Here is a 19,972-nt window from a genome sequence, read left to right as displayed (position 1 = left end):
CGTTTGCAGCCCTCCGAGACCAACCTCGAGGATTTGTCTGGATAAGGTCAGACTACCTGCGCCCGGCAATGTGTTCGGCGAGCTGCAGAGATCATCGCCGTGTTCGAGACACAAAAAAGGCCTGCATCGCTGCAAGCCTTGATGTGTGGTGCCGGAGACAGGAATCGAACCTGCGACCTTCGCGTTACGAGTGCGCTGCTCTACCGACTGAGCTACACCGGCGTGTAGCGCAACGTACCACTGCCGCCGTCGTTACGCAAACCCCTGTTTCGCCTTACTTATTCCCCGCCCCCACCGCTGCCGCGCAGCCTTTGGGCGCCAGGTCCTCTTCGACCGTGGTGGCGCAACTCCACCCCGTGGCCGAGCGGGTCAGGGTCACGCTCTTGCCCACTACATTGGCCGGTGCATCCACCAGGGTGCAGGTAATGCTGCCACTGCCCTCGGCCGCCTTGCCCTGCGCGGTGATCGCGCAATGCGCCGTGCCCGCCTGGCCGCCCAGCGCAGCCACGTCGGCGACGTCCTTGCCTTCGTTCAGGCGCAGGTCCATCGGGGTCTTCAGCGCCGAGATTTCCAGCAACCCCGCCGCGGCCTTGCTGCGCGATTGGTGGTCGGTGTACATCGGCAGGGCGATGGTCGCGAGGATGCCGATGATCGCCACGACGATCATCATTTCGATCAGGGTGATACCGCGTTGCCCTTTCATCCACTCTCTTCCTTTTGCAAACATGTACGCATTGAGGTCGTGCTTACCCCAAGCCGGCAGCGGCGCAGTAGGCCTGAACAGACACCTTTTGTCACCCCTGCAAGCCACGGATTCGGGCTCGCCTGAACTACTCTAGTGAGCACCAGGGAAACATGCCCTATGAATGGCGGAGCAAGCTGTTTCGTGAATTTGCGGTGGCTGTTTTGGCCCCTTCGCGGCAGCTCGACGCCTCGATGACTCGCCCCCAAAGGATTTGGGGTGATCTGAAGATCGCAGAACCTGTGCGGGCTGGAACTGGCTCGGCGCACGGGCAGAAAAGGACCTTTGCATGGCACGATCTACACACCTGTATGCCTGGCACGGCACCGACCTCGATGGCCGGCCCATCAACGGCGAAACCCATGGGCGCAGCCCGGCGTACGTGCGCGCCGGGCTGCAGCGGCAGGGTATTCGTATCGCCCGGGTGCGACCGGCCAGCCGGTGGGTCTGGCGTTGGCCGCAGGCGGCAAGCAAGGCAGACCCGGCGGGCTTCAGCCGGCAGTTGGCGACCTTGCTCAAGGCCGGGGTGCCGTTGTTGCAGGCGTTCGAGGTGATGGGGCGCAGTGGGTGCAGCAAGGCTCAGGCCGAGTTGCTGACGCGCATGCAACAGGATGTGGGCGCTGGGCTGGGGCTGGCGGATGCGTTGCAGCGCCACCCGCGCTGGTTCGATGGGCTGTATTGCAACCTGGTGCGGGTGGGTGAACAGTCGGGCACGCTCGATCGGCAACTCGAACAACTGGCCGACATGCTGGAGCAGCGCCAGCTACTGCGCAGCCGGGTACGCAAGGCGATGGCCTATCCCCTCTTGCTGTTGCTGACGGGGTTGGCGGTGGCGACGCTGTTGCTGCTGGAGGTGATCCCGCAGTTCCAATACCTGTTCGCGGGCTTCGGTAATGAATTGCCGGGCTATACGCAATGGGTCATCGACTTATCCACAGGGCTGTCGCGATATGGCCTGTTCTTGTTGGTGCTGCTGGTGATGATGGGCGTGGGGATAAATGTGCTCCATCGGCGGCATGCGCCAGCACGCTTGTGGATATCTCAGCAGGTGTTGCGTTTGCCGGTGGTTGGCCAACTGCTCGGGCAAGCGGCATTGGCGCGGTTTTGTCGTAGCCTGGCCACGGCCTATGCCGCTGGGGTGCCCTTGCTGGACGCACTGGGCACAGTGGCCAATGCCTGTGGGAGTGAGTTGCATGAACAGGCCACTTTGCGCATCCGCCAGGCCATGGCCAATGGGCAGGGGCTGAGCCAGGCAATGGCCAGCGAGGCGTTGTTCCCGCCGCTGCTGGTGCAACTGACGGGCATCGGCGAATCCAGCGGCACGCTGGACCAGATGCTGGAACGGGCCGCTGTGCATTACGCCGAGCAGGTCAGCCAGGCGCTGGAGCAGTTGACCCGCCTGCTGGAGCCGTCCATCGTGCTGATCCTCGGGCTGCTGGTAGGCGGCCTGGTAGTGGCGATGTACTTGCCGATCTTCCAGTTGGGTAGCCTGATCTGATCATGAATGCGTGGACCTTGCTGGCGCAACAGCCAGCCTATTTCATCACCTTGGCCTGCGTGCTCGGCCTGGTGGTGGGCAGTTTCCTCAATGTGGTGGTGTATCGACTGCCGATCATGCTGCAGCGGCAATGGCAGCGGGACGCACAGGAGGTGCTCGGGCTGCCGGCCACCGAGCACGAGCGCTTCGACCTCTGCTTGCCGGCTTCGCACTGCCCGCATTGTGGCCAGACGGTGCGGGCCTGGCAGAACATCCCGCTGCTCAGCTACGTGGCCCTGCGGGGGCGGTGCGCCAGTTGCCACACGCGCATCAGCCCCCGCTACCCGCTGGTGGAAGTGGCCACCGCGTTGCTGTCAGGCGTGGTGGCCTGGCATTTCGGCGCCAGCGCCGCGGGGTTGCTGGCCCTGCCATTGACCTGGGGCCTGCTGGCCTTGAGCCTGATCGACGCCGAGCACCAGGTACTGCCGGATGTGCTGGTGTTGCCGATGCTGTGGCTGGGGCTGATCGCCAATGCCTTTGGCACCTATGTGCCGCTGGCCGATGCGGTATGGGGAGCGGTGGCCGGGTATCTGAGCCTGTGGACGGTGTATTGGGCGTTCAAGCTGGTGACGGGCAAGGAAGGCATGGGATATGGCGACTTCAAGCTGCTGGCGATGATCGGCGCCTGGGGTGGCTGGCAGATACTGCCGGTCACCTTGGTGCTGTCGTCGCTGGTCGGGGCGCTGGTTGGCCTGTGCCTGTTGCGTTTGCGTGGCCGGGCACTGGGCACGGCGATACCGTTTGGGCCCTATTTGGCCATCGCGGGGTGGATTGCGCTGCTCTGGGGTGATGAAATGTACGCCTCTTACCTGCAACTGCTTGGATTCTGATGACCACTGCAGCTTTCACTCCCTGGATTCTCGGCCTCACGGGCGGCATCGGCAGCGGCAAGAGCGCGGCTGCCGAGCGCTTCGTCGAGCTTGGCGTGCACCTGGTCGATGCCGACCAGGCGGCGCGCTGGGTGGTCGAGCCTGGCCGGCCGGCGCTGGCGAGCATCGTCGAGCGCTTTGGCGCTGGCGTGTTGCTGGACGATGGGCAACTGGATCGCTCGGCGCTGCGCCAGAAGATCTTTGCCGACCCGGAGCAGCGGCGTTGGCTGGAAGCCCTGCTGCACCCGTTGATCGGGCAGGAGATCTTCAGCTACCTGGCCAAGGCGGAGTCGCCGTATGCGGTGTATGTGTCGCCGTTGCTGATCGAGTCGGGGCAGTACCAGAAGGTCCAGCGGGTGCTGGTGATCGATGCGCCCCAGGCGCTGCAGGTGCAGCGGACCCTGGCGCGCGACAACACCAGCCCCGAGCAGGTGCAGGCCATATTGCAGGCGCAATTGGCCCGCGAAGAGCGCTTGCGGCATGCCGACGATGTGGTGGTGAACGACCACGACCTGGCTGCGCTGCATGGGCAGATCGATCGCCTGCACGATTTTTACCTGACTTTACGAGGAGGCCAGGCATGAGCCAGCCATTGACCGTCGAATGCCCTACCTGCGGCGCACCTGTGGAATGGAACGAGAAAAGCGCGTTTCGGCCGTTTTGTTCGGATCGATGCAAGCTGATCGACCTGGGGGCTTGGGCGGCGGAGGATCACAAGATACCGGGGTCGGAAGATTCCGAAGATGAGTTGTATTCGGGGGATCTGGAGCCTCGGCACTGATCGCGCAGGCATGGGGGGCTTTTGCAGGAGCGGCTTTTTGTGGGAGCGGCCTTGTGTCGCGAAAGGGCCGCAACGCGGCCCCTGGGTTTCAGCAGTGCTGCATCGAGCCTGGGGCTGCTGCGCAGCCCTTTCCGACCGGTCCGGCGCTCCGGCAAGGCCGCTCCCACAACGTGGGGGGTACCGATGCGGGCCTGGAGTCAGCGTTCGTCGTCCTTCCACGGGGCCTGCAGGTAGCGGGTGCGGTTGAAGGTTTCGAGCCACTCGGGGCAAAACACCACCAGAGCGCTGATCACCATGCCGTTGATGAAGGCCTCCGGGAACATCATCAGCCACAGGTAACCGACGAAGTCGCTGAGCCATTCCGGCATGGCGAACAGGCCATCCCACCACAGCAGGCCCAGCGCGGCCAACAGGCACACCAGCACGGTCAGCGCCGCCGGGAAAAACCCCGCGCAGAAGATATAGACGAACAGGTTGCGCGGCTGCGCCCGCTCGACCAGGATCGCGCACACTTCGGTCACCAGCACCGGCAGGCCGATCAGCAACAGGCCATTCACGCCCAGCGCCGCCAGGTCATAACGCCCCAGCACCAGCAAGCCCAACTGGGCCATGAAGCCACCGAGCACGGCCAGCGGCCAGTCCAGCAGCAAGGTCACCGCCGTCATGCCGATGAAGTGATACGACACGCCGGTGTCGAAATCGCGGCGCACCAACCACAAGGCGAACAGGCAGAAAACCGTGCCGAACAGCAGATGCTGCCGCCGTCTGTCCGTGAACAACTCCACCCAACGGACACGGCTCGCCGCCCAGCCCAACAGCGGTAGATAAACCAGCCAACCCACGGTCAGGCTGGTGCCGGACAAGACCTGCGCGCTGATCACCACCACCTCGTTCGAGCTGTCATTTTCTCGAGTCTATACCCTGTCGCCGATTCCCACGGCCAAACAAGCTCTTACGTTCACAATTGCCGACTAAGCTTGTTCCCATGGATGACTCCGACTACCTACGCCTGCTTACCATCCAGGCCGAACAAGCCAACGCCTTTCTCTCCAATGCGCGCAAATGGGAGCGTGAGCGGTGGGTGTGCCAACGGTTGCTGCAGGGGCTGAACATCCCCTATCGCAGCGAAGAATTCATGCCGGCCGGCCAGGAGCCGCCCGACGTGTTGTTTCGCGATGCGGCGTTCGAGGTGTTTTTCGTGCTCGACGAGGGGCGGCGGCTGAACGATGAGTGGCGCGAAGAGCTGCAGCGCCGGCGCAGCGCGTTCTCCCTGGCGCAACTGGTGCGCCGCGAGGCGCGCCCACGGCGGATCAGCGCGGCGGAGCTGCTGGGGCGCCTGGCGCCGACCTTGCGCAAAAAGGCGCACAACTACCGGGAACGCGGGCTGGACCTGGGCGAACTGGACATCATCGCGTTCTCCAGCCTAAAGCGCGAAGTGCTCGACCTCAACACCCACTTCCCGCCGCCCACCGAGTACCTGCGCCAGGGTTGGCGCTCGCTGTCGCTGGTGGGGCCGACCTTCGCCCGGGTGCTGTTCGCCCACCCCGATGCGCCGGACTTCCTGCGCGGTAACCTGGGGCGCAGCATCGTGTTCGACGTGGGTATCAGTCTTTGATCCACTGCCGAGTGTGTTTGCGATGGCGTACACTCGGCGCCAGGGATAGAAAGCATTATCATTTGTTTCAAGCGCTTGCACGAACGCTGTAGCGTTTGTGCAGTCACAAACGTCTATCTGACGAGGCCCATCATGACCAGCCGACTGAATCCGGACGATCAGCGTCGTGTCGATGAGTATCTGCGCACCCCTCAGCACCAAGTCGAGCGCCGGCCCTTCCGGCCGCTGCTGCTCCTGGTACTGGTGGTGGTCGTGACCATCGTGCTGGGCCTCGTTAGCCGCCTGCTGGGTGGACTGGTGCTATGAGCTGCCTTGCGCTCGCCCTCCCCTCGTGCAGTTTGCGGCCGGCCGAAAAGGCCACGAATTCCGTAAACCTTATGAGATATCCCCATGACTCATCGCATCGTGATTGTCGGCGGCGGCGCCGGCGGCCTGGAACTGGCGACCCGCCTGGGTAAGACCCTGGGCAAGCGCAAGCAGGCCGAGATCACCCTGGTCGACGCCAACCTCACGCACATCTGGAAGCCGCTGTTGCACGAAGTGGCCGCAGGCTCGCTCAACTCCTCGGAAGACGAACTGAACTACGTGGCCCAGGCCAAGTGGAACCACTTCAACTTCCAACTCGGACGCATGAGCGGGCTGGACCGCGAAGGCAAGCAGATCCAACTGGCCGCCACCCTCGATGAAGAGGGCCGCGAATTGCTGCCTGCGCGTACCCTGGGCTACGACACCCTGGTGATCGCCGTGGGCAGCAACACCAACGACTTCGGTACCCTGGGCGCAGCGCAGCACTGCCTGTTCCTGGACACCCGCAAGCAGGCCGAGCGCTTCCACCAGCAATTGCTCAACCACTACCTGCGTGCCCACGCCGGCGACGTGGCCAGCGAGCAGATCAGCGTGGCCATCGTCGGCGCCGGCGCCACCGGCGTGGAGCTGGCGGCCGAGCTGCACCATGCCGCACACGAACTGGCAGCCTATGGCCTGGACCGCATCCAGCCCAAGGACATGCACATCACCCTGATCGAGGCTGGCCCACGGGTGCTGCCTGCCCTGCCGGAGCGCATCAGTGTACCGGTGCACAAGACCCTGGAAAAACTCGGCGTGACGGTGATGACCAACGCAGCAGTGAGCGAAGTGACTGCAGATGGTCTGAAAACTGCCAGCGGCGAGGTCATCCAGGCGAGCCTCAAGGTGTGGGCGGCGGGCATTCGTGCACCGGGCTTCCTCAAGGACATCGACGGGCTGGAAACCAACCGGATCAACCAGCTGGTGGTGCGCCCTACCCTGCAGACCACCCGCGACGACGATATCTTCGCCTTCGGTGACTGCGCCGCCTGCCCGCAGCCGGGTAGCGATCGCAACGTGCCGCCGCGGGCACAGGCCGCGCACCAGCAGGCTTCGATGCTGGCCAACAGCTTGAAGGCGCGCCTGGAGAACAAGCCGCTGCCGACCTATGCGTACAAGGACTACGGCTCGCTGGTGTCGCTGTCGCGGTTCTCGGCGGTGGGTAACCTGATGGGCAACCTGATGGGCAGCGTGAAGCTGGAAGGCTGGCTGGCGCGGATGTTCTATGTGTCGCTGTACCGGATGCACCAGATGGCGCTGTATGGGTTCTTCCGGACGGCGATGATGATGCTCGGGAGCAAGATCGGGCGGGGCACCGAGCCTAGATTGAAGCTGCACTGAAGATTGGTGGGGGCGCGTTGCGCCCCTTTCGCGACACAAGGCCGCTCCCACAGACTGACCGCGCCCCCTGGGAGATCGCGATCTGGTTGTGAGTGCGGCCTTGTGTCGCGAAAGGCCTGCAAAGCAGGCCCAGCGTTCTGGCAGATAAATCCAAGGCAAAAGAAAAAGGGCATCTCATTCGAGATGCCCTTTTTACATGGTGGGTCGTGTAGGATTCGAACCTACGACCAATTGGTTAAAAGCCAACTGCTCTACCAACTGAGCTAACGACCCGGAAAATGGTCGGGGTGAGGGGATTCGAACTCCTGACATCCTGCTCCCAAAGCAGGCGCGCTACCGGACTGCGCTACACCCCGAAATTGGCTCCGCGACCTGGACTCGAACCAGGGACCCAATGATTAACAGTCATTTGCTCTACCGACTGAGCTATCGCGGAACTGAACTTCGTACAACTCCGAAGACTGTGTGAGCTTCGGACTCTTTAGCTATCCGCTTTCGCGTTGTCGCTGCTGAGGCCGGCTATTCTACATTCTTCGTTTTGCTTGTCAACCACTTTTTTTCATTCAACTTACTGATTTGTAAGTTGTTTTGCGATCCCCGATGTTGCTGGTGATTCGCTTAGTGCCTGACAGCGGGGCGTATATTAGGGGCACTCGATTTTAGATGCAAGCAAAAATTTCAAAATTTTCAGCAAGTTATCTGGGGGTGCCGGAAAGCCTGGATTTTACGGGGTCTGGGCCGGCCCTTTCGCAGGCAAGCCCGCCCCTACAGGGGGCGATGCGATGCGTGTAGGAGCGGGTTTACCCGCGAAAGGGCCACCCTAGACACACAAAAAGCCCCGCAGATGCGGGGCTTTTGTTTACAGCAGCGACAACCGATCACTCGAAGACGATTTCGTCCCCTTCCACCTTCGCGGTGATCGCCGTACCCGGCAGGAACTTGCCGGCCAGGATCAACTGCGCCAACGGGTTCTCGATCCAGCGCTGGATCGCCCGCTTCAGCGGACGTGCGCCATACACCGGGTCGTAACCCACGGCGATCAGCTTGTCCAACGCCTCCGGGCTCAGGCTCAAGGCCAGCTCGCGTTCGGCCAGGCGGCTGCGCAGGCGGCCGAGCTGGATTTCGGTGATGCCGGCGATCTGGTCGCGGCCCAGTGGCTCGAACACCACCACTTCGTCGATCCGGTTGATGAACTCCGGACGGAAGTGCGAACCCACCGCATCCATCACCGCAGCACGTTGCGCCTCGCGATCGCCCACCAGCTCCTGGATCTGCGCCGAGCCCAGGTTGGAGGTCATCACGATCACCGTGTTGCGGAAGTCCACGGTACGCCCATGGCTGTCGGTCAGGCGGCCGTCTTCAAGCACTTGCAGCAATACGTTGAACACGTCCGGGTGGGCTTTTTCGACCTCGTCCAGCAGCACCACCGAGTACGGTTTGCGGCGCACGGCTTCGGTCAGGTAGCCGCCCTCCTCGTAACCCACATAGCCTGGTGGAGCGCCGATCAGGCGAGCCACGGAGTGTTTCTCCATGAACTCGGACATGTCGATGCGCACCATGGCCTCTTCGGTGTCGAACAGGAACTCGGCCAGGGCCTTGCAGAGCTCGGTCTTGCCCACACCGGTCGGGCCGAGGAACAGGAACGAGCCACTGGGCCGGTTCGGGTCGGACAAGCCGGCACGCGAACGGCGCACGGCGTTGGCCACGGCAGTGACTGCCTCGCCCTGGCCGATCACGCGCTGGTGCAGCAGCTCTTCCATCTTCAGCAGCTTCTCGCGCTCGCCTTCGAGCATCTTGGACACCGGAATACCGGTCCACTTCGACACCACTTCGGCGATTTCTTCCTCGGTCACCTTGTTGCGCAGCAGCTGGTTCTCCGACTTGCCGTGCTGGTCGACCATCTGCAGGCTGCGCTCCAGGTCCGGGATCACCCCGTACTGCAGCTCGGCCATGCGGCTGAGGTCACCCTTGCGCCGGGCCGACTCCAGCTCCTGGCGGGCTTGCTCGATCTTTTGCTGGATCTGCGCAGAGCCCTGCACTTCGGCTTTTTCAGAGGCCCAGATTTCCTCCAGGTCGGAATACTCGCGCTCCAGGCGCTCGATTTCCTCGGTGAGTTTTTCCAGGCGCTTCTTGGCGGCCTCGTCTTCTTCTTTCTTCAGCGCCTGCGATTCCACCTTCAGCTGGATCAGGCGACGGTCGAGGCGATCGAGCACTTCCGGCTTGGAGTCGATCTCCATGCGGATGCGGCTGGCCGCTTCGTCGATCAGGTCGATGGCCTTGTCCGGCAGCTGGCGGTCGGTGATGTAGCGGTGGCTGAGCTTGGCCGCGGCGATGATCGCGCCATCGGTGATGGCCACCTTGTGGTGCACCTCATAACGCTCTTTGAGGCCGCGCAGGATGGCGATGGTGTCTTCCTCGCTCGGCTCTTCGACCAGCACCTTCTGGAAGCGGCGCTCGAGGGCGGCGTCCTTCTCGATGAACTGGCGGTACTCGTTGAGGGTGGTGGCGCCCACGCAGTGCAGCTCGCCACGGGCCAGGGCCGGCTTGAGCATGTTGCCGGCGTCCATGGCGCCCTCGCCTTTGCCGGCGCCGACCATGGTGTGCAGCTCGTCGATGAACAGGATGATCTGGCCTTCCTGCTTGGACAGCTCGTTGAGCAAGCCTTTCAAGCGCTCTTCGAATTCGCCGCGGTACTTGGCACCGGCGATCAGCGCGCCCATGTCCAGCGCCAGCAGGCGCTTGCCCTTGAGGCCGTCGGGTACTTCGCCATTGATGATGCGCTGGGCCAGGCCCTCGGCGATGGCGGTCTTGCCGACGCCAGGCTCACCGATCAGCACCGGGTTGTTCTTGGTCCGGCGTTGCAGCACCTGCACGGTGCGGCGGATTTCGTCGTCACGGCCGATCACCGGGTCGAGCTTGCCTTCCTCGGCGCGCTTGGTCAGGTCGACGGTGTACTTGTCCAGGGCCTGGCGCGATTCTTCGGCATTGGGGTCGTTCACCGCCGCGCCGCCACGCAGGTTGTTGATGGCGTTTTCCAGGGCCTTCTTGCTCACGCCCTGGCCGAGCAGCAATTTACCGACCTTGCTGTTCTCGTCCATGGCAGCGAGCAGCACCAGTTCGCTGGAGATGAACTGGTCGCCTTTCTGCTGGGCCAGGCGGTCGGCCTGGTTGAGCAGGCGTGCAAGGTCCTGCGACATGTTCACGTCGCCGGTGGGGTTCTGGATTTTCGGCAGTTGGTCCAATTCCTTGGTCAACGCCTGGCGCAGGCTGTTGATGTCGAAACCGACCTGCATCAGCAGCGGCTTGATCGAGCCACCTTGCTGGTCGATCAGGGCCTGGAGCAGGTGCAGCGGTTCGATGGCCGGATGGTCCATACCCACGGCCAGGGATTGGGAATCGGATAACGCCAGTTGCAGCTTGCTGGTCAAACGGTCTATTCGCATGGGATACCTTCCTATTAGGGCAGGTCGGAGCGATGGACAGCGCCTGTAATGTAGAAACCTGCCAGAGATGACCAATAGATGAGGCTGATTCTGGAAGATTCAAGCGTAGTGGGTTTGACCGGGGTCAACCTGAGAGATTGGTGCTGGGCCTTTCGCAGGCCAGCCCGCTCCCACAGAAAGCCTCACTGGATTCGGATCAGGCGAGGGACCTGTGGGAGCGGGCTTGCCCGCGAAAGGGCCGCTACTGACTCAACGCGGCTCCAGCCACACCAGGGAAGCGAACCGCCCCCCTTGCGGAGTCCGGCGATAGGAGAAGAAGCGCGGATCACTGACCGTGCAATACCCGCCCCCATAAACAGCCGTGACCCCACGCGCCGCCAGGCGAATCCGCGCCAGCGCATAGATGTCGGCCATCAACTTGCCCGGCCGCTCACCCTCGACGAAGGCCCTGGCGGCCTCCGGGTGCACGGCGGTAAAGGCATCGCGCACTTCCAGCCCCACTTCGAAGGCCTGTGGCCCGATGGCCGGGCCCAGCCACACCAGCACCTCTTCAGGTGCCAGCGCCAGCCGGTCGAGGGTGGCTTCCAGCACACCACCGGCCAAACCGCGCCAGCCGGCATGGGCCGCTGCCACACGGGTACCGGCGCGATCGCAGAACAGCGCCGGCAGGCAGTCGGCAGTCATCACGGTGCAGGCGATACCGGGCTGGTCGGTCCAACTGGCATCGGCCTCGGCGACCACGCCCGGGTCGGCGTCGGCCACCACCAGGCCATGCACCTGCTTGAGCCAGGCCGGCTGGATGGCGAACGCTTGGCTCAAGCGGCGGCGGTTCTCGGCGACCGCTGCAGGCTCGTCGCCCACGTGGTCGCCGAGATTGAAGGATTCATAGGGCGGCTGGCTGATGCCGCCCTCGCGGGTGGTGACACAGGCCCGCACCGAGGCCGGGGCCGGCCAGTCGGGGAACAGCAGGGCCTGGGTCAGGCCGCTCATCCGATGAAGCTCTCGCGGTCCTGGTTGAGCAGCGACAGCAGCCAGACGAAGTCGTCGGGCAGTGGCGATTCCCATTCCATGCGTTCACCGGTGGTCGGGTGCACCAGCGCCAGGAAGCGTGCGTGCAGCGCCTGGCGCGGGAAGGTCTTGACCGCCTGGACCATGGTCTGGCTGGCCGCCGGTGGAATACGGAAGCGGCCACCGTAGGTCTGGTCGCCGACCAGCGGGAAGCCGACGTGGGCCATGTGCACGCGGATCTGGTGGGTACGGCCGGTTTCCAGCTTGACCCGCACGTGGGTGTGCGAGCGGAAGCGCTTGAGCACCCGGTAGTGGCTGATCGCAGGCTTGCCGCCGTCGGTCACCGCCATGCGCTGGCGCATGCCGCCGTGACGGCCGATCGGGGCGTCGATCTTGCCGCCGGCAGTCACCACGCCGACCACGATGCATTCATAGATGCGGCTGACCGAGCGCTTTTGCAGCTGGTCGACCAGGTTGGTCTGTGCTTGCAGGGTCTTGGCCACCACCATCAGGCCGGTGGTGTCCTTGTCCAGGCGGTGGACGATGCCGGCACGCGGGACATTGATGATGTCCGGCACGTGGTGCAGCAACGCGTTGAGCAAGGTGCCGCTGGCATGCCCGGCTGCCGGGTGCACCACCAGGCCGGCCGGCTTGTTGATCACCAGGATCTGGTCGTCTTCGTAGACGATGTCCAGCTCGATGTCTTCGGCCTCCCACTCGCCCTGGGCTTCCTGCTCGGCGTCCAGCGCCAGCAGCGAGCCACCATGGACGATGTCGCGCGGACGCACGACCGCGCCGTCGACCGTCAGGCGGCCCTCTTTGATCCACGAAGTAAGCCGCGAACGCGAATACTCGGCGAACAATTGGGCGGCGACCTGGTCGAGGCGTTGCCCGCCCAGTTCGGACGGTACCTCTGCGCTAAGTTGAATGATCTCGGACATGCTCGATTCGGCGGGCGCACAGCCTTTGGTTTCGGCTGCGCGCTTGTGGTTAAATACGGCTTCTTTTGCCCCGGGCTCGGCCGGGGTGGTCATCATAACAGGACGGCACCGCCCAAGACAGCGGCCGTCAAAGGGACGCAAGCCGCTATGCAAGTGAAACACCTGCTGCTGATCGCCATCCTCGGGCTCACCGCGGCCTGTTCCTCCAACAAGGAAGTCATCGACGAGAACCTCAGCGAAGCCGAGCTGTACCAGCAGGCTCAGGCTGACCTGGACAACTCCAGCTACACCAGCGCCGTGAACAAGCTCAAGGCCCTGGAGTCGCGCTATCCGTTCGGCCGCTACGCCGACCAGGCGCAGCTCGAGCTGATCTACGCCAACTACAAGAACTCCGAGCCCGAGGCCGCCAAGTCGGCTGCCGAGCGCTTCATCCGCCTGCACCCGCAGCACCCGAACGTCGACTACGCCTACTACCTCAAGGGCCTGACCTCGTTCGACCAGGACCGTGGCCTGCTGGCGCGCTTCCTGCCGCTGGACATGACCAAGCGTGACCCGGGTGCCGCCCGCGACTCGTACAACGAGTTCGCCCAGCTCACCAGCCGCTTCCCCAACAGCCGCTACGCGCCGGACGCCAAGCAGCGCATGATCTACCTGCGCAACCTGCTGGCTTCCTACGAAATCCACGTGGCCGACTACTACCTGAGCCGTCAGGCCTACGTCGCCGCCGCCAACCGTGGCCGCTACGTGGTGGAAAACTTCCAGGAAACCCCGTCGGTCGGTGATGGCCTGGCGATCATGGTCGAGTCGTACCAGAAGATGCACCTGGACGAACTGGCCGCCACCAGCCTGGAAACCCTGAAGCTCAACTACCCGGACCACCCGAGCCTGGCCGGCGGCGAGTTCCAGCCCAAGCAGACCGAATCCGATGGCCGTGGCTGGCTGTCCAAGGCCACCCTGGGCCTGATCGAGACCAGCACGCCGCTGCCGCCGGGTGAAACCCGTGCCAACCAGGATGTGGTCAAGCAGTTCCAGGACGCCCGCGACGAAATGCCGACCGAGCTGTTGCCGCTGGACGAGGACGGCAACCCGATCCTGCCGGAAGGCCCGAAAGTCGCCGAGAAGGACCGCTCCTGGTTCAGCTACATGACCTTCGGTCTGTTCGACTGATTTCAGCTGCAACAAGAAAGGGAGGCCCGAGGCCTCCCTTTTTTATTGGCCGCGTCCTAGACTGTCGGCTTCCCATTTCGACAAGCTGGACACCATGGTTCGCCTACTTTTCTGGATCGCCCTGATCGCCGCCGCGGTATGGCTGTGGCGCAAGTTCAAGATCAGCCAGCAATCGCACCCCGAGCCCAAGCTCGACGCGCCGTTGAAGATGGTGCGCTGCGCCCACTGTGGCGTGCACCTGCCCAATGATCGGGCGCTGCAGCTGGGCAACGACTGGTATTGCAGCCAGAAGCACCTGGAGCAAGGGCCAGGCTGAGTATCAGCCCTGGAAACCCGAGCAATCCCTGTGGGAGCGGCCTTGTGTCGCGATAGGGGCGCGCAGCGGCCCCAGCGATCGATGCAGCGCTGCTGAAATCCTGGGGCCGCGTTGCGGCCCATCGCGACACAAAGCCGCTCCCACAGTGGCTAGACCAACCCTCACTTATCCCTCCCCGACCCTTTCACATCATTTGCGACCCCTCGCATTGACCCAGCCGGGTAACTTTCGCTAAATCCTATTTATCCGCATAAATATGAAAAATAGCGAAATGCTCAAACCCAAACCCAAACGCAAGCGCCAGAAGCTGTCCGATGTGATCGTCGAATCGGTCAAGCGCTCGATCGTCACCGAGGCCCTGCACCCAGGCGACCGCCTGCCCACCGAGCGCGAGCTGATGGAACACTTCGAATGCTCCAAGGGCACCGCCCGCGAAGCGCTCAAGGCGCTGGAAGTCGAAGGCCTGGTCAGCACCCGTACCGGCCCCAGCGGCGGCGCCTACCTCAACGAGGTCGGCACCGAGCCGGCCAGCCGCGCTTTGCGCAACTACCTGCACTTCCAGCACCTCGACGGCGAGCAGGTGTACCAGCTGCGCAAGGTCATCGAGGTGGAGCTAGCGGTGTCGGTGATGGGCAAGCTCAGCGCCGAGGACTACGCCGCGCTGCAAGCCAACATCGACTTCTGCAGCGCCCCGGAAGACAGCGAACAGGGCCAGCGCGAGCAGCGCCTGGCGGAGCTGGAGTTCCACAACCTGCTGGCCGACCGCTGCCCCAACCCGCTGCTGCGCTTCATGGCCACCTTCCTCAACGACCTGCTGCGCGACCTGGTGGTGCTGAAAAAGGCCTACCTGCCCAAGCGCCAGCAATTCGCCGCCGCCAACATCGACTACCACAAACACCTGCTCATCGCCTTGCAAGCGAGTGACGAAGCCGCCGTGCGCCGGCTGATGCACGAGCACATGTGCGACGCCGAACACCATATGACCGCGCTCGAAGGCGAGGTCGCCCGCAACTTCCTCCTGGAGTTCGCCCACAACCACTGAAACCGCCTGGACAGAGGCCTGCACACAGGCCCGGCCGTACCCGCTTTGCCATTGCCGCTCCTGCCTAATAACCACAAACAAGGAGTTCACCCATGCAAAGACGTACCCTGCTCAAGGCAGGCCTTGCCCTGGGTGCCCTAGGTAGCCTCCCGCTGGGGGCGCACCGGGCATTCGCCGACGAACCGCTGACCTTCTACGGGCTCAAGTCCATGTCTGGCGCGTTCGCCAGCTACGGCAAGTACGCCGACATGGGCTCGCGCCTGGCCATCGCCGAATACCCACAGCTGCTCGGGCACCCGCTCAAGTACAAGGTCATCGATACCGAGGGCAACGCCGGCAAGGCCGTGCGCAAGGTGCAGGAGGCCATCGGCCAGGATGGCGCGCGGTTCTTCCAGGGCTGCACCCTGTCGTCCTCGGCCCTGGCGGTGTCGAAGGAAATCCACAAGGCCGGCGGCGTGTTCATGACGCCCGTCGGTGCCGACGAAATCACCGGCAAGGACTGCAATACCTCGACCTTCCGCTGGTCAGTGCCCACCTACGGCGCCATCCGCGAGACCCTGGTGCCGATGATCCGCACACTGCCCCAGGCCAAGCGCTGGTACACCATCACCCCGCAATACGTGTTCGGCGATGCGCTGCTGGACAACGCCCGCAAGGTGTTCGCCGAGTTCGGCGTCGAGCACATCGGCAACAGCTACCACTCGCTGCAGGAGCAGGAGTTTTCCGGCTACCTGACCAACGCCATCGCCGCCAAGCCCGACGTGGTGGTGCTGCTCAACTTCGGCAGCCAGGCGTCCAACGCCCTGCGCCAAGCGGTGAACTTCGGCATCAAGGACCGCATGAAAGTGCTGATGGTGTGGTCGGCCGGGCTCGATCAGTTCCAGGAGCTGGGCAGCGACATGCTCGAAGGCGTGTACCTCGGCGCTCAGTACTGGCACCAGGTCGACACGCCGCTGAACAAGCAACTGGTCGCCGCCACGCGCAAGGCCTACGGCATCAACCCCAACTACCCGCTCGCCGCTGACTACATCGGCACCAAGGTGATGCTCGAGGCCATCGTCAAGGCCGGCAGCCTGGACGGCGCCGCGGTGTCCGCCGCCCTGCAGGGCATGCGCTTCCAGGGGCCGACCGGCGAAGAGCTGATCCGCCCGGGCGACCACCAGGTGCTCAAGGACTATTACCTGCTGCTGGGCAAGGCCCAGGGGCAGATGCGCGACGAGGACGACCTGGCCGAAGTGATCAGTTCGGGCCGCTCGTTCGTCGAGGTCGACCACACCGGATGCACCCTGGCCTGACGCCACGGCGCTAGTCACAAACACTCTGTACAGGCAGCCGCCTCGCGCGCTGTCGAGGGCACGCTCATGCTCGATTTGTACCTGTTCCAACTGCTCAACGGCCTGGGCCTGGGGATGATCTACTTCCTCATCGCCGTTGGCCTGACGATCATTTTCGGCCTGCTCAACTTCGTCAATTTCGCCCATGGCGCGTTTTTCCTGCTGGGCGCCTACCTGTGCTACACCGCCGTGGCGCTGACCGGCAACTTCTGGCTGGCCTTGCTGATCGCCCCGCTGGTGGTGGCGGCGCTGGCCTGGGCGGTCGAGCGGCTGTTGATCAAGCGCATCTACCACTTGCCGCACACCTTCCAGATCCTGGTCACCCTGGGGATCGCGTTGATCATCCAGGAAGCCTCGATCCTGATCTGGGGCCCGGTGGGCAAGAACATCGCCGTGCCGCCCGAGCTGCGCGGGGTGTTGATCGTCGGCGACTTCATCTACCCCTACTACCGGCTGTTCCTGATCGGCTTCGCCGCGCTGATCGGCCTGGGGCTGTGGCTGCTGCTGGAGCGCACGCGCTTCGGCGCCCTGGTGCGCGCTGGCAGTGAAAGCACCGAAACCGTGTCGCTGCTGGGCACCAACATCTTCCGCCTGTTCTCGCTGACCTTCGCCCTTGGCGTGGGCCTGGCGGGAGTCGCGGGCGTGTTGTTCGCCCCGCTGCGCGGTGCCCAGCCGTTCGTGGGGCCGGAGATCCTCGGCATCGCCTTCGTGGTGGTGGTGATCGGCGGCATGGGCTCGTTCGGCGGCGCCCTGGTCGGTGGCCTGCTGGTGGGCGTGGTGCAAAGCATGATGACCAGCCTCTGGCCGCAAGGCGCCAGCCTGATGATCTACGGCGCGATGGCGGCGGTGATCCTGGTCCGTCCCTATGGCCTGTTCGGGAGAGCATGACGATGAGCGAGAAAAACCCATTGCCTGTAGGCAAAGGCCGCAGCCCTACCCTGCTGTTGCTGGTGCTCGTCAGCCTGGTGGCGCTGCCACTGGTGCTGCCTTCGGCCACCCTGGCCACCGAGATCCTGATCTTTGCCCTGGCCGTGCTGGCCTGCAACCTGCTGCTCGGCTACACCGGCCTGCTGTCGTTCGGCCAGGGCATCTTCTTCGGCGTAGGGGCCTATGGCGCGGCGTTGCTGATGATCCATCTGCACTGGGGCATGTTCGCGGCGCTGTTGGGCGCGGCATTGTTCGGCGCCTTCCTGGCGCTGCTGGTGGGCGCGCTGGCCATCCGCCGCAAGGGCATCTACTTCGTCATGCTGACCTTGGCCTTCAGCCAGATGGCGTACTTCCTGGCCTACACCCTCAGCGGTTGGACCGGCGGCGACAACGGCCTGCTCGACGTACCACGGCCGAACATCGAAGTCGCCGGCCATGTGCTGGTGGACCTGGCCGACCCACGGCATTTCTACGTGTTCGTGGCGGTGCTGTTCCTGCTGATCTTCGCCGGCGCCTTGCGGGTGATCCGCTCGCCGTTCGGTAGCACGCTGCTGGCCATTCGCGAGAACGAGACCCGCGCCGCCGCCATCGGCTACGACGTGCGCCATTTCAAGATCCTGGTGTTCATGCTGTCCGGCGCCATCACCGGTATCGCCGGGGCGCTGTACGCCATGCTGCTGCATTTTGCGCCGCTGTCAAACATCGACCTGATGATGAGCGAAAACATCCTGATCATGACCATCGTCGGCGGCACCGGGTCGTTGTTCGGCTCGCTGCTCGGTGCCGGCGCCATCGTGGTGCTGGGCGATGTGCTGTCGGAGCTGTGGCCACGCTGGCTGATGCTGCTGGGGGCGATCCTGATCCTGGTGGTGGTGTTCATGCGTGGAGGCCTGTGGGGCGGCCTGGCCGACCTGGGCAAACGCCTGCTGCCGTCGCGTTCGGCAGAGGCCAAGGCCGCCGCCAAGACCAAGGAGACCCTGTGATGAGCGACTACCTGCTGCAGACCCACAACCTGGAGCTGGCCTACGGGCCGTTCCGTGCGGTGGATGGCGTCGACCTCAAGGTCCGCGCCGGCACCATCCACACGGTCATCGGCCCCAACGGCGCCGGCAAGACCAGCCTGTTCCACTGCCTGACCGGCGAGCGCCAGGCCACCGGCGGCAAGATCCTGTTCAACGGCCAGGACATCGTCCGCAAGCCATCCCACGGCCGGGTGGCGCTGGGCATGGCGCGCTCGTTCCAGCTCACCAGCCTGTTCCAGAACCTCAGCGTGCGCGAGAACCTGCGCCTGGCCGCCCAGGGCCGCGATGGCCTGGGCGCGCTGAACTTCTGGCGCAGCGTGGAGCACAAGCGCAGCCACTGGGACACCGCCGACCAGGTGCTCGAGCGGCTCAAGCTCGGCAACCGCGCCGATACCCTGGCCGGCGAGTTGTCGCACGGCCAGCAGCGGGTGCTGGAGGTGGGCATGTCGATCTGCGCCAAGCCGACCCTGCTGATGCTCGACGAGCCCACCTCCGGCATGGGCATCGACGACATCCCGGTGATGACCGAGCTGATCAGCGACCTGGGCCGCGACCATACCGTGCTGCTGATCGAGCACAACATGAGCATCGTCATGTCGATCAGCCAGCGCATCACCGTCATGAGCCACGGCCAGATCCTGGTCGAGGGTACCCCGGACCAGGTGCGCAACGACGAACGCGTGCGCACCGCCTACCTTGGAGAGGCCGCCTGATGCTCGACGTCGATTCGATCCATTCCTACTACGACAAGAGCCATGTGCTCGAAGGCGTCTCGCTGAAGGTTGGCGCGGGCGAACTGGTGACCCTGCTCGGGCGCAACGGCGCCGGCAAGACCACCACCTTGCGCAGCATCCTCGGCATCGTCCGCCCGCGCCAGGGGCAGATCACCTTCAACGGCGAGGCGCTGGTCGGCCGCGAGATCTTCGACATCGCCCGGCGTGGCATCGCCCTGGTGCCGGAGCATCGCGGAATCTTCCGCCAGTTGAGCGTGGAGGAGAACCTCAAGATCGCCGTGCGCAAGGACAGCCGCTGGCAGCTCGAAGACGTGTACGGCATGTTCCCGCGGCTCAAGGAGCGGCGGCGCAACGGCGGCTTCGCGCTGTCGGGGGGCGAGCAGCAGATGCTGGCCATCGCCCGCGCCCTGCTCAACGACCCCAAGCTGCTGATCCTCGACGAGCCGACCGAGGGCCTGGCGCCGGTGATCGTCGATGAGCTGGTGAAGATCTTGCGGCGGATCAAGGGCGAGGGGCTGTCGATCCTGTTGGTGGAGCAGAACCTGATGGTCTGCGATGCCCTCGCCGACCGGCATTACGTGTTGGAACAGGGACGCGTGGCCTACCAGGGCAGCGCGGCGCAGTTCCGTGAGGATCCGAGTATCAAGAACCGGTATCTGGCTCTGAGCGCCTGATCCAGGCCTGCTTTTCTGTGCCGGCCTCTTCGATCCCACAGGTACCCCGCTGTCCTCAGGAACTGTGTTGTACCTGTAGGAGCGGGCTTGCCCGCGAAGAGGCCGGCACAGGCACAACCATTGCTACAGGAGAG

Annotated in this window: 20 protein-coding genes and 4 tRNA genes; 15 read left to right on the top strand and 9 right to left on the bottom strand. The window is 64.2% G+C overall.

Going from position 1 to position 19,972, the window contains the following annotated elements; translation table 11 throughout:
* Positions 1–146: 146 nt before the first annotated feature.
* Together E6B08_RS04700 and E6B08_RS04695 are read right to left on the bottom strand one after the other, a co-directional pair.
* Positions 147–222: transfer RNA gene (locus tag E6B08_RS04700), tRNA-Thr, on the bottom strand.
* A 52-nt stretch (positions 223–274) separates the two neighbouring features.
* Complete coding sequence (locus E6B08_RS04695) at positions 275–703, bottom strand: pilin (RefSeq protein ID WP_136912951.1); 429 nt, start codon at positions 701–703, stop codon at positions 275–277.
* Positions 704–1,031: 328 nt separating this feature from the next.
* Between E6B08_RS04695 and E6B08_RS04690 the strand changes: the two genes are divergently transcribed.
* From E6B08_RS04690 to yacG, 4 genes are read left to right on the top strand one after another with little or no spacing between them, the layout of a single operon-like run.
* Positions 1,032–2,240, top strand: coding sequence for a type II secretion system F family protein (locus tag E6B08_RS04690; RefSeq protein ID WP_136912950.1), 1,209 nt, complete (start codon positions 1,032–1,034; stop codon positions 2,238–2,240).
* 2 nt (positions 2,241–2,242) lie between these two features.
* Positions 2,243–3,109 (top strand): prepilin peptidase, encoded by an 867-nt coding sequence (locus E6B08_RS04685; protein ID WP_136912949.1) that lies wholly within the window; start codon positions 2,243–2,245, stop codon positions 3,107–3,109.
* On the top strand, positions 3,109–3,732 hold the full coding sequence (gene coaE, locus E6B08_RS04680) for a dephospho-CoA kinase (RefSeq protein WP_136912948.1): 624 nt from the start codon (positions 3,109–3,111) through the stop codon (positions 3,730–3,732). Before E6B08_RS04685 ends, coaE begins: the two co-directional genes overlap by 1 nt.
* Positions 3,729–3,929, top strand: coding sequence for a DNA gyrase inhibitor YacG (gene yacG / locus E6B08_RS04675; protein ID WP_136912947.1), 201 nt, complete (start codon positions 3,729–3,731; stop codon positions 3,927–3,929). Before coaE ends, yacG begins: the two co-directional genes overlap by 4 nt.
* A 197-nt stretch (positions 3,930–4,126) precedes the next feature.
* On the opposite strand, the gene E6B08_RS04670 is transcribed toward yacG, so the two are convergent.
* The gene (locus tag E6B08_RS04670) at positions 4,127–4,810 is read right to left on the bottom strand and encodes an energy-coupling factor ABC transporter permease (protein WP_136912946.1); all 684 of its coding nucleotides are present in this window, start codon (positions 4,808–4,810) and stop codon (positions 4,127–4,129) included.
* Between the two features lie 104 nt (positions 4,811–4,914).
* Here E6B08_RS04670 and E6B08_RS04665 point away from each other — a divergent pair, with 104 nt between their 5' ends.
* From E6B08_RS04665 to E6B08_RS04655, 3 genes are all read left to right on the top strand, one after another.
* The gene (locus E6B08_RS04665; protein ID WP_136912945.1) at positions 4,915–5,544 is read left to right on the top strand and encodes a DUF1780 domain-containing protein; all 630 of its coding nucleotides are present in this window, start codon (positions 4,915–4,917) and stop codon (positions 5,542–5,544) included.
* 132 nt (positions 5,545–5,676) lie between these two features.
* The gene (locus tag E6B08_RS04660) at positions 5,677–5,850 is read left to right on the top strand and encodes a DUF3094 family protein (RefSeq protein ID WP_136912944.1); all 174 of its coding nucleotides are present in this window, start codon (positions 5,677–5,679) and stop codon (positions 5,848–5,850) included.
* An 84-nt stretch (positions 5,851–5,934) separates the two neighbouring features.
* Positions 5,935–7,230 carry an NAD(P)/FAD-dependent oxidoreductase gene (locus E6B08_RS04655; RefSeq protein WP_136912943.1) on the top strand — a complete coding sequence of 432 codons (1,296 nt, stop codon included), beginning with the start codon at positions 5,935–5,937 and terminating at the stop codon, positions 7,228–7,230.
* A gap of 197 nt (positions 7,231–7,427) precedes the next feature.
* Here E6B08_RS04655 and E6B08_RS04650 read toward each other — a convergent pair.
* From E6B08_RS04650 to rluD, 6 genes are all read right to left on the bottom strand, one after another.
* Positions 7,428–7,503 (bottom strand) — tRNA-Lys (locus E6B08_RS04650).
* A gap of 6 nt (positions 7,504–7,509) precedes the next feature.
* Positions 7,510–7,586, bottom strand: a tRNA-Pro gene (locus tag E6B08_RS04645).
* A gap of 4 nt (positions 7,587–7,590) precedes the next feature.
* A tRNA-Asn gene (locus E6B08_RS04640) sits at positions 7,591–7,666 on the bottom strand.
* A gap of 442 nt (positions 7,667–8,108) precedes the next feature.
* Positions 8,109–10,673 carry an ATP-dependent chaperone ClpB gene (gene clpB, locus E6B08_RS04635; RefSeq protein WP_136912942.1) on the bottom strand — a complete coding sequence of 855 codons (2,565 nt, stop codon included), beginning with the start codon at positions 10,671–10,673 and terminating at the stop codon, positions 8,109–8,111.
* A gap of 249 nt (positions 10,674–10,922) precedes the next feature.
* Positions 10,923–11,663 (bottom strand): peptidoglycan editing factor PgeF, encoded by a 741-nt coding sequence (gene pgeF, locus E6B08_RS04630; RefSeq protein ID WP_136912941.1) that lies wholly within the window; start codon positions 11,661–11,663, stop codon positions 10,923–10,925.
* Positions 11,660–12,622, bottom strand: a complete 963-nt coding sequence (gene rluD / locus E6B08_RS04625; protein WP_136912940.1) for a 23S rRNA pseudouridine(1911/1915/1917) synthase RluD — start codon at positions 12,620–12,622, stop codon at positions 11,660–11,662. The genes pgeF and rluD overlap by 4 nt, the downstream gene beginning before the upstream one ends.
* A 147-nt stretch (positions 12,623–12,769) precedes the next feature.
* Between rluD and E6B08_RS04620 the strand changes: the two genes are divergently transcribed.
* The 8 genes from E6B08_RS04620 to E6B08_RS04585 all read left to right on the top strand — a co-directional run bounded on the left by E6B08_RS04620 (position 12,770) and on the right by E6B08_RS04585 (position 19,838).
* A complete protein-coding gene (locus E6B08_RS04620; RefSeq protein ID WP_136912939.1) occupies positions 12,770–13,789 on the top strand; it encodes an outer membrane protein assembly factor BamD in 1,020 nt (339 codons plus the stop codon).
* Between the two features lie 94 nt (positions 13,790–13,883).
* On the top strand, positions 13,884–14,105 hold the full coding sequence (locus tag E6B08_RS04615) for a PP0621 family protein (RefSeq protein ID WP_136912938.1): 222 nt from the start codon (positions 13,884–13,886) through the stop codon (positions 14,103–14,105).
* A gap of 256 nt (positions 14,106–14,361) precedes the next feature.
* On the top strand, positions 14,362–15,147 hold the full coding sequence (locus E6B08_RS04610) for a FadR/GntR family transcriptional regulator (RefSeq protein ID WP_416194369.1): 786 nt from the start codon (positions 14,362–14,364) through the stop codon (positions 15,145–15,147).
* A gap of 92 nt (positions 15,148–15,239) precedes the next feature.
* Positions 15,240–16,442 carry an ABC transporter substrate-binding protein gene (locus E6B08_RS04605; RefSeq protein WP_136912936.1) on the top strand — a complete coding sequence of 401 codons (1,203 nt, stop codon included), beginning with the start codon at positions 15,240–15,242 and terminating at the stop codon, positions 16,440–16,442.
* A 66-nt stretch (positions 16,443–16,508) separates the two neighbouring features.
* The gene (locus tag E6B08_RS04600; RefSeq protein WP_136912935.1) at positions 16,509–17,369 is read left to right on the top strand and encodes a branched-chain amino acid ABC transporter permease; all 861 of its coding nucleotides are present in this window, start codon (positions 16,509–16,511) and stop codon (positions 17,367–17,369) included.
* Positions 17,370–17,371: 2 nt separating this feature from the next.
* Positions 17,372–18,391 carry a branched-chain amino acid ABC transporter permease gene (locus tag E6B08_RS04595; RefSeq protein ID WP_136912934.1) on the top strand — a complete coding sequence of 340 codons (1,020 nt, stop codon included), beginning with the start codon at positions 17,372–17,374 and terminating at the stop codon, positions 18,389–18,391.
* Positions 18,391–19,143 carry an ABC transporter ATP-binding protein gene (locus E6B08_RS04590; RefSeq protein ID WP_136912933.1) on the top strand — a complete coding sequence of 251 codons (753 nt, stop codon included), beginning with the start codon at positions 18,391–18,393 and terminating at the stop codon, positions 19,141–19,143. Before E6B08_RS04595 ends, E6B08_RS04590 begins: the two co-directional genes overlap by 1 nt.
* Positions 19,143–19,838: an ABC transporter ATP-binding protein gene (locus E6B08_RS04585; RefSeq protein ID WP_136912932.1), complete on the top strand. Its 696-nt coding sequence runs from the start codon at positions 19,143–19,145 to the stop codon at positions 19,836–19,838. The genes E6B08_RS04590 and E6B08_RS04585 overlap by 1 nt, the downstream gene beginning before the upstream one ends.
* Positions 19,839–19,972 lie beyond the last annotated feature (134 nt).

Source organism: Pseudomonas putida (assembly GCF_005080685.1).
GTDB classification, from domain to species: Bacteria; Pseudomonadota; Gammaproteobacteria; order Pseudomonadales; family Pseudomonadaceae; genus Aquipseudomonas; species Aquipseudomonas putida_V.
Note: the sequence above shows the minus strand (reverse complement) of the source record. Positions and strands in the feature narration are given on the sequence as shown.

Bases quoted from the DNA above. Each gene is read 5' to 3' on its own strand.
- E6B08_RS04695 (WP_136912951.1), bottom strand. From the start codon at position 703: ATGAAAGGGCAACGCGGTATCACCCTGATCGAAATGATGATCGTCGTG.
- E6B08_RS04690 (WP_136912950.1), top strand. From the start codon at position 1,032: ATGGCACGATCTACACACCTGTATGCCTGGCACGGCACCGACCTCGAT.
- E6B08_RS04685 (WP_136912949.1), top strand. From the start codon at position 2,243: ATGAATGCGTGGACCTTGCTGGCGCAACAGCCAGCCTATTTCATCACC.
- coaE (WP_136912948.1), top strand. From the start codon at position 3,109: ATGACCACTGCAGCTTTCACTCCCTGGATTCTCGGCCTCACGGGCGGC.
- yacG (WP_136912947.1), top strand. From the start codon at position 3,729: ATGAGCCAGCCATTGACCGTCGAATGCCCTACCTGCGGCGCACCTGTG.
- E6B08_RS04665 (WP_136912945.1), top strand. From the start codon at position 4,915: ATGGATGACTCCGACTACCTACGCCTGCTTACCATCCAGGCCGAACAA.
- E6B08_RS04660 (WP_136912944.1), top strand. From the start codon at position 5,677: ATGACCAGCCGACTGAATCCGGACGATCAGCGTCGTGTCGATGAGTAT.
- E6B08_RS04655 (WP_136912943.1), top strand. From the start codon at position 5,935: ATGACTCATCGCATCGTGATTGTCGGCGGCGGCGCCGGCGGCCTGGAA.
- clpB (WP_136912942.1), bottom strand. From the start codon at position 10,673: ATGCGAATAGACCGTTTGACCAGCAAGCTGCAACTGGCGTTATCCGAT.
- pgeF (WP_136912941.1), bottom strand. From the start codon at position 11,663: ATGAGCGGCCTGACCCAGGCCCTGCTGTTCCCCGACTGGCCGGCCCCG.
- rluD (WP_136912940.1), bottom strand. From the start codon at position 12,622: ATGTCCGAGATCATTCAACTTAGCGCAGAGGTACCGTCCGAACTGGGC.
- E6B08_RS04620 (WP_136912939.1), top strand. From the start codon at position 12,770: ATGCAAGTGAAACACCTGCTGCTGATCGCCATCCTCGGGCTCACCGCG.
- E6B08_RS04615 (WP_136912938.1), top strand. From the start codon at position 13,884: ATGGTTCGCCTACTTTTCTGGATCGCCCTGATCGCCGCCGCGGTATGG.
- E6B08_RS04610 (WP_416194369.1), top strand. From the start codon at position 14,362: ATGAAAAATAGCGAAATGCTCAAACCCAAACCCAAACGCAAGCGCCAG.
- E6B08_RS04605 (WP_136912936.1), top strand. From the start codon at position 15,240: ATGCAAAGACGTACCCTGCTCAAGGCAGGCCTTGCCCTGGGTGCCCTA.
- E6B08_RS04600 (WP_136912935.1), top strand. From the start codon at position 16,509: ATGCTCGATTTGTACCTGTTCCAACTGCTCAACGGCCTGGGCCTGGGG.
- E6B08_RS04595 (WP_136912934.1), top strand. From the start codon at position 17,372: ATGAGCGAGAAAAACCCATTGCCTGTAGGCAAAGGCCGCAGCCCTACC.
- E6B08_RS04590 (WP_136912933.1), top strand. From the start codon at position 18,391: ATGAGCGACTACCTGCTGCAGACCCACAACCTGGAGCTGGCCTACGGG.
- E6B08_RS04585 (WP_136912932.1), top strand. From the start codon at position 19,143: ATGCTCGACGTCGATTCGATCCATTCCTACTACGACAAGAGCCATGTG.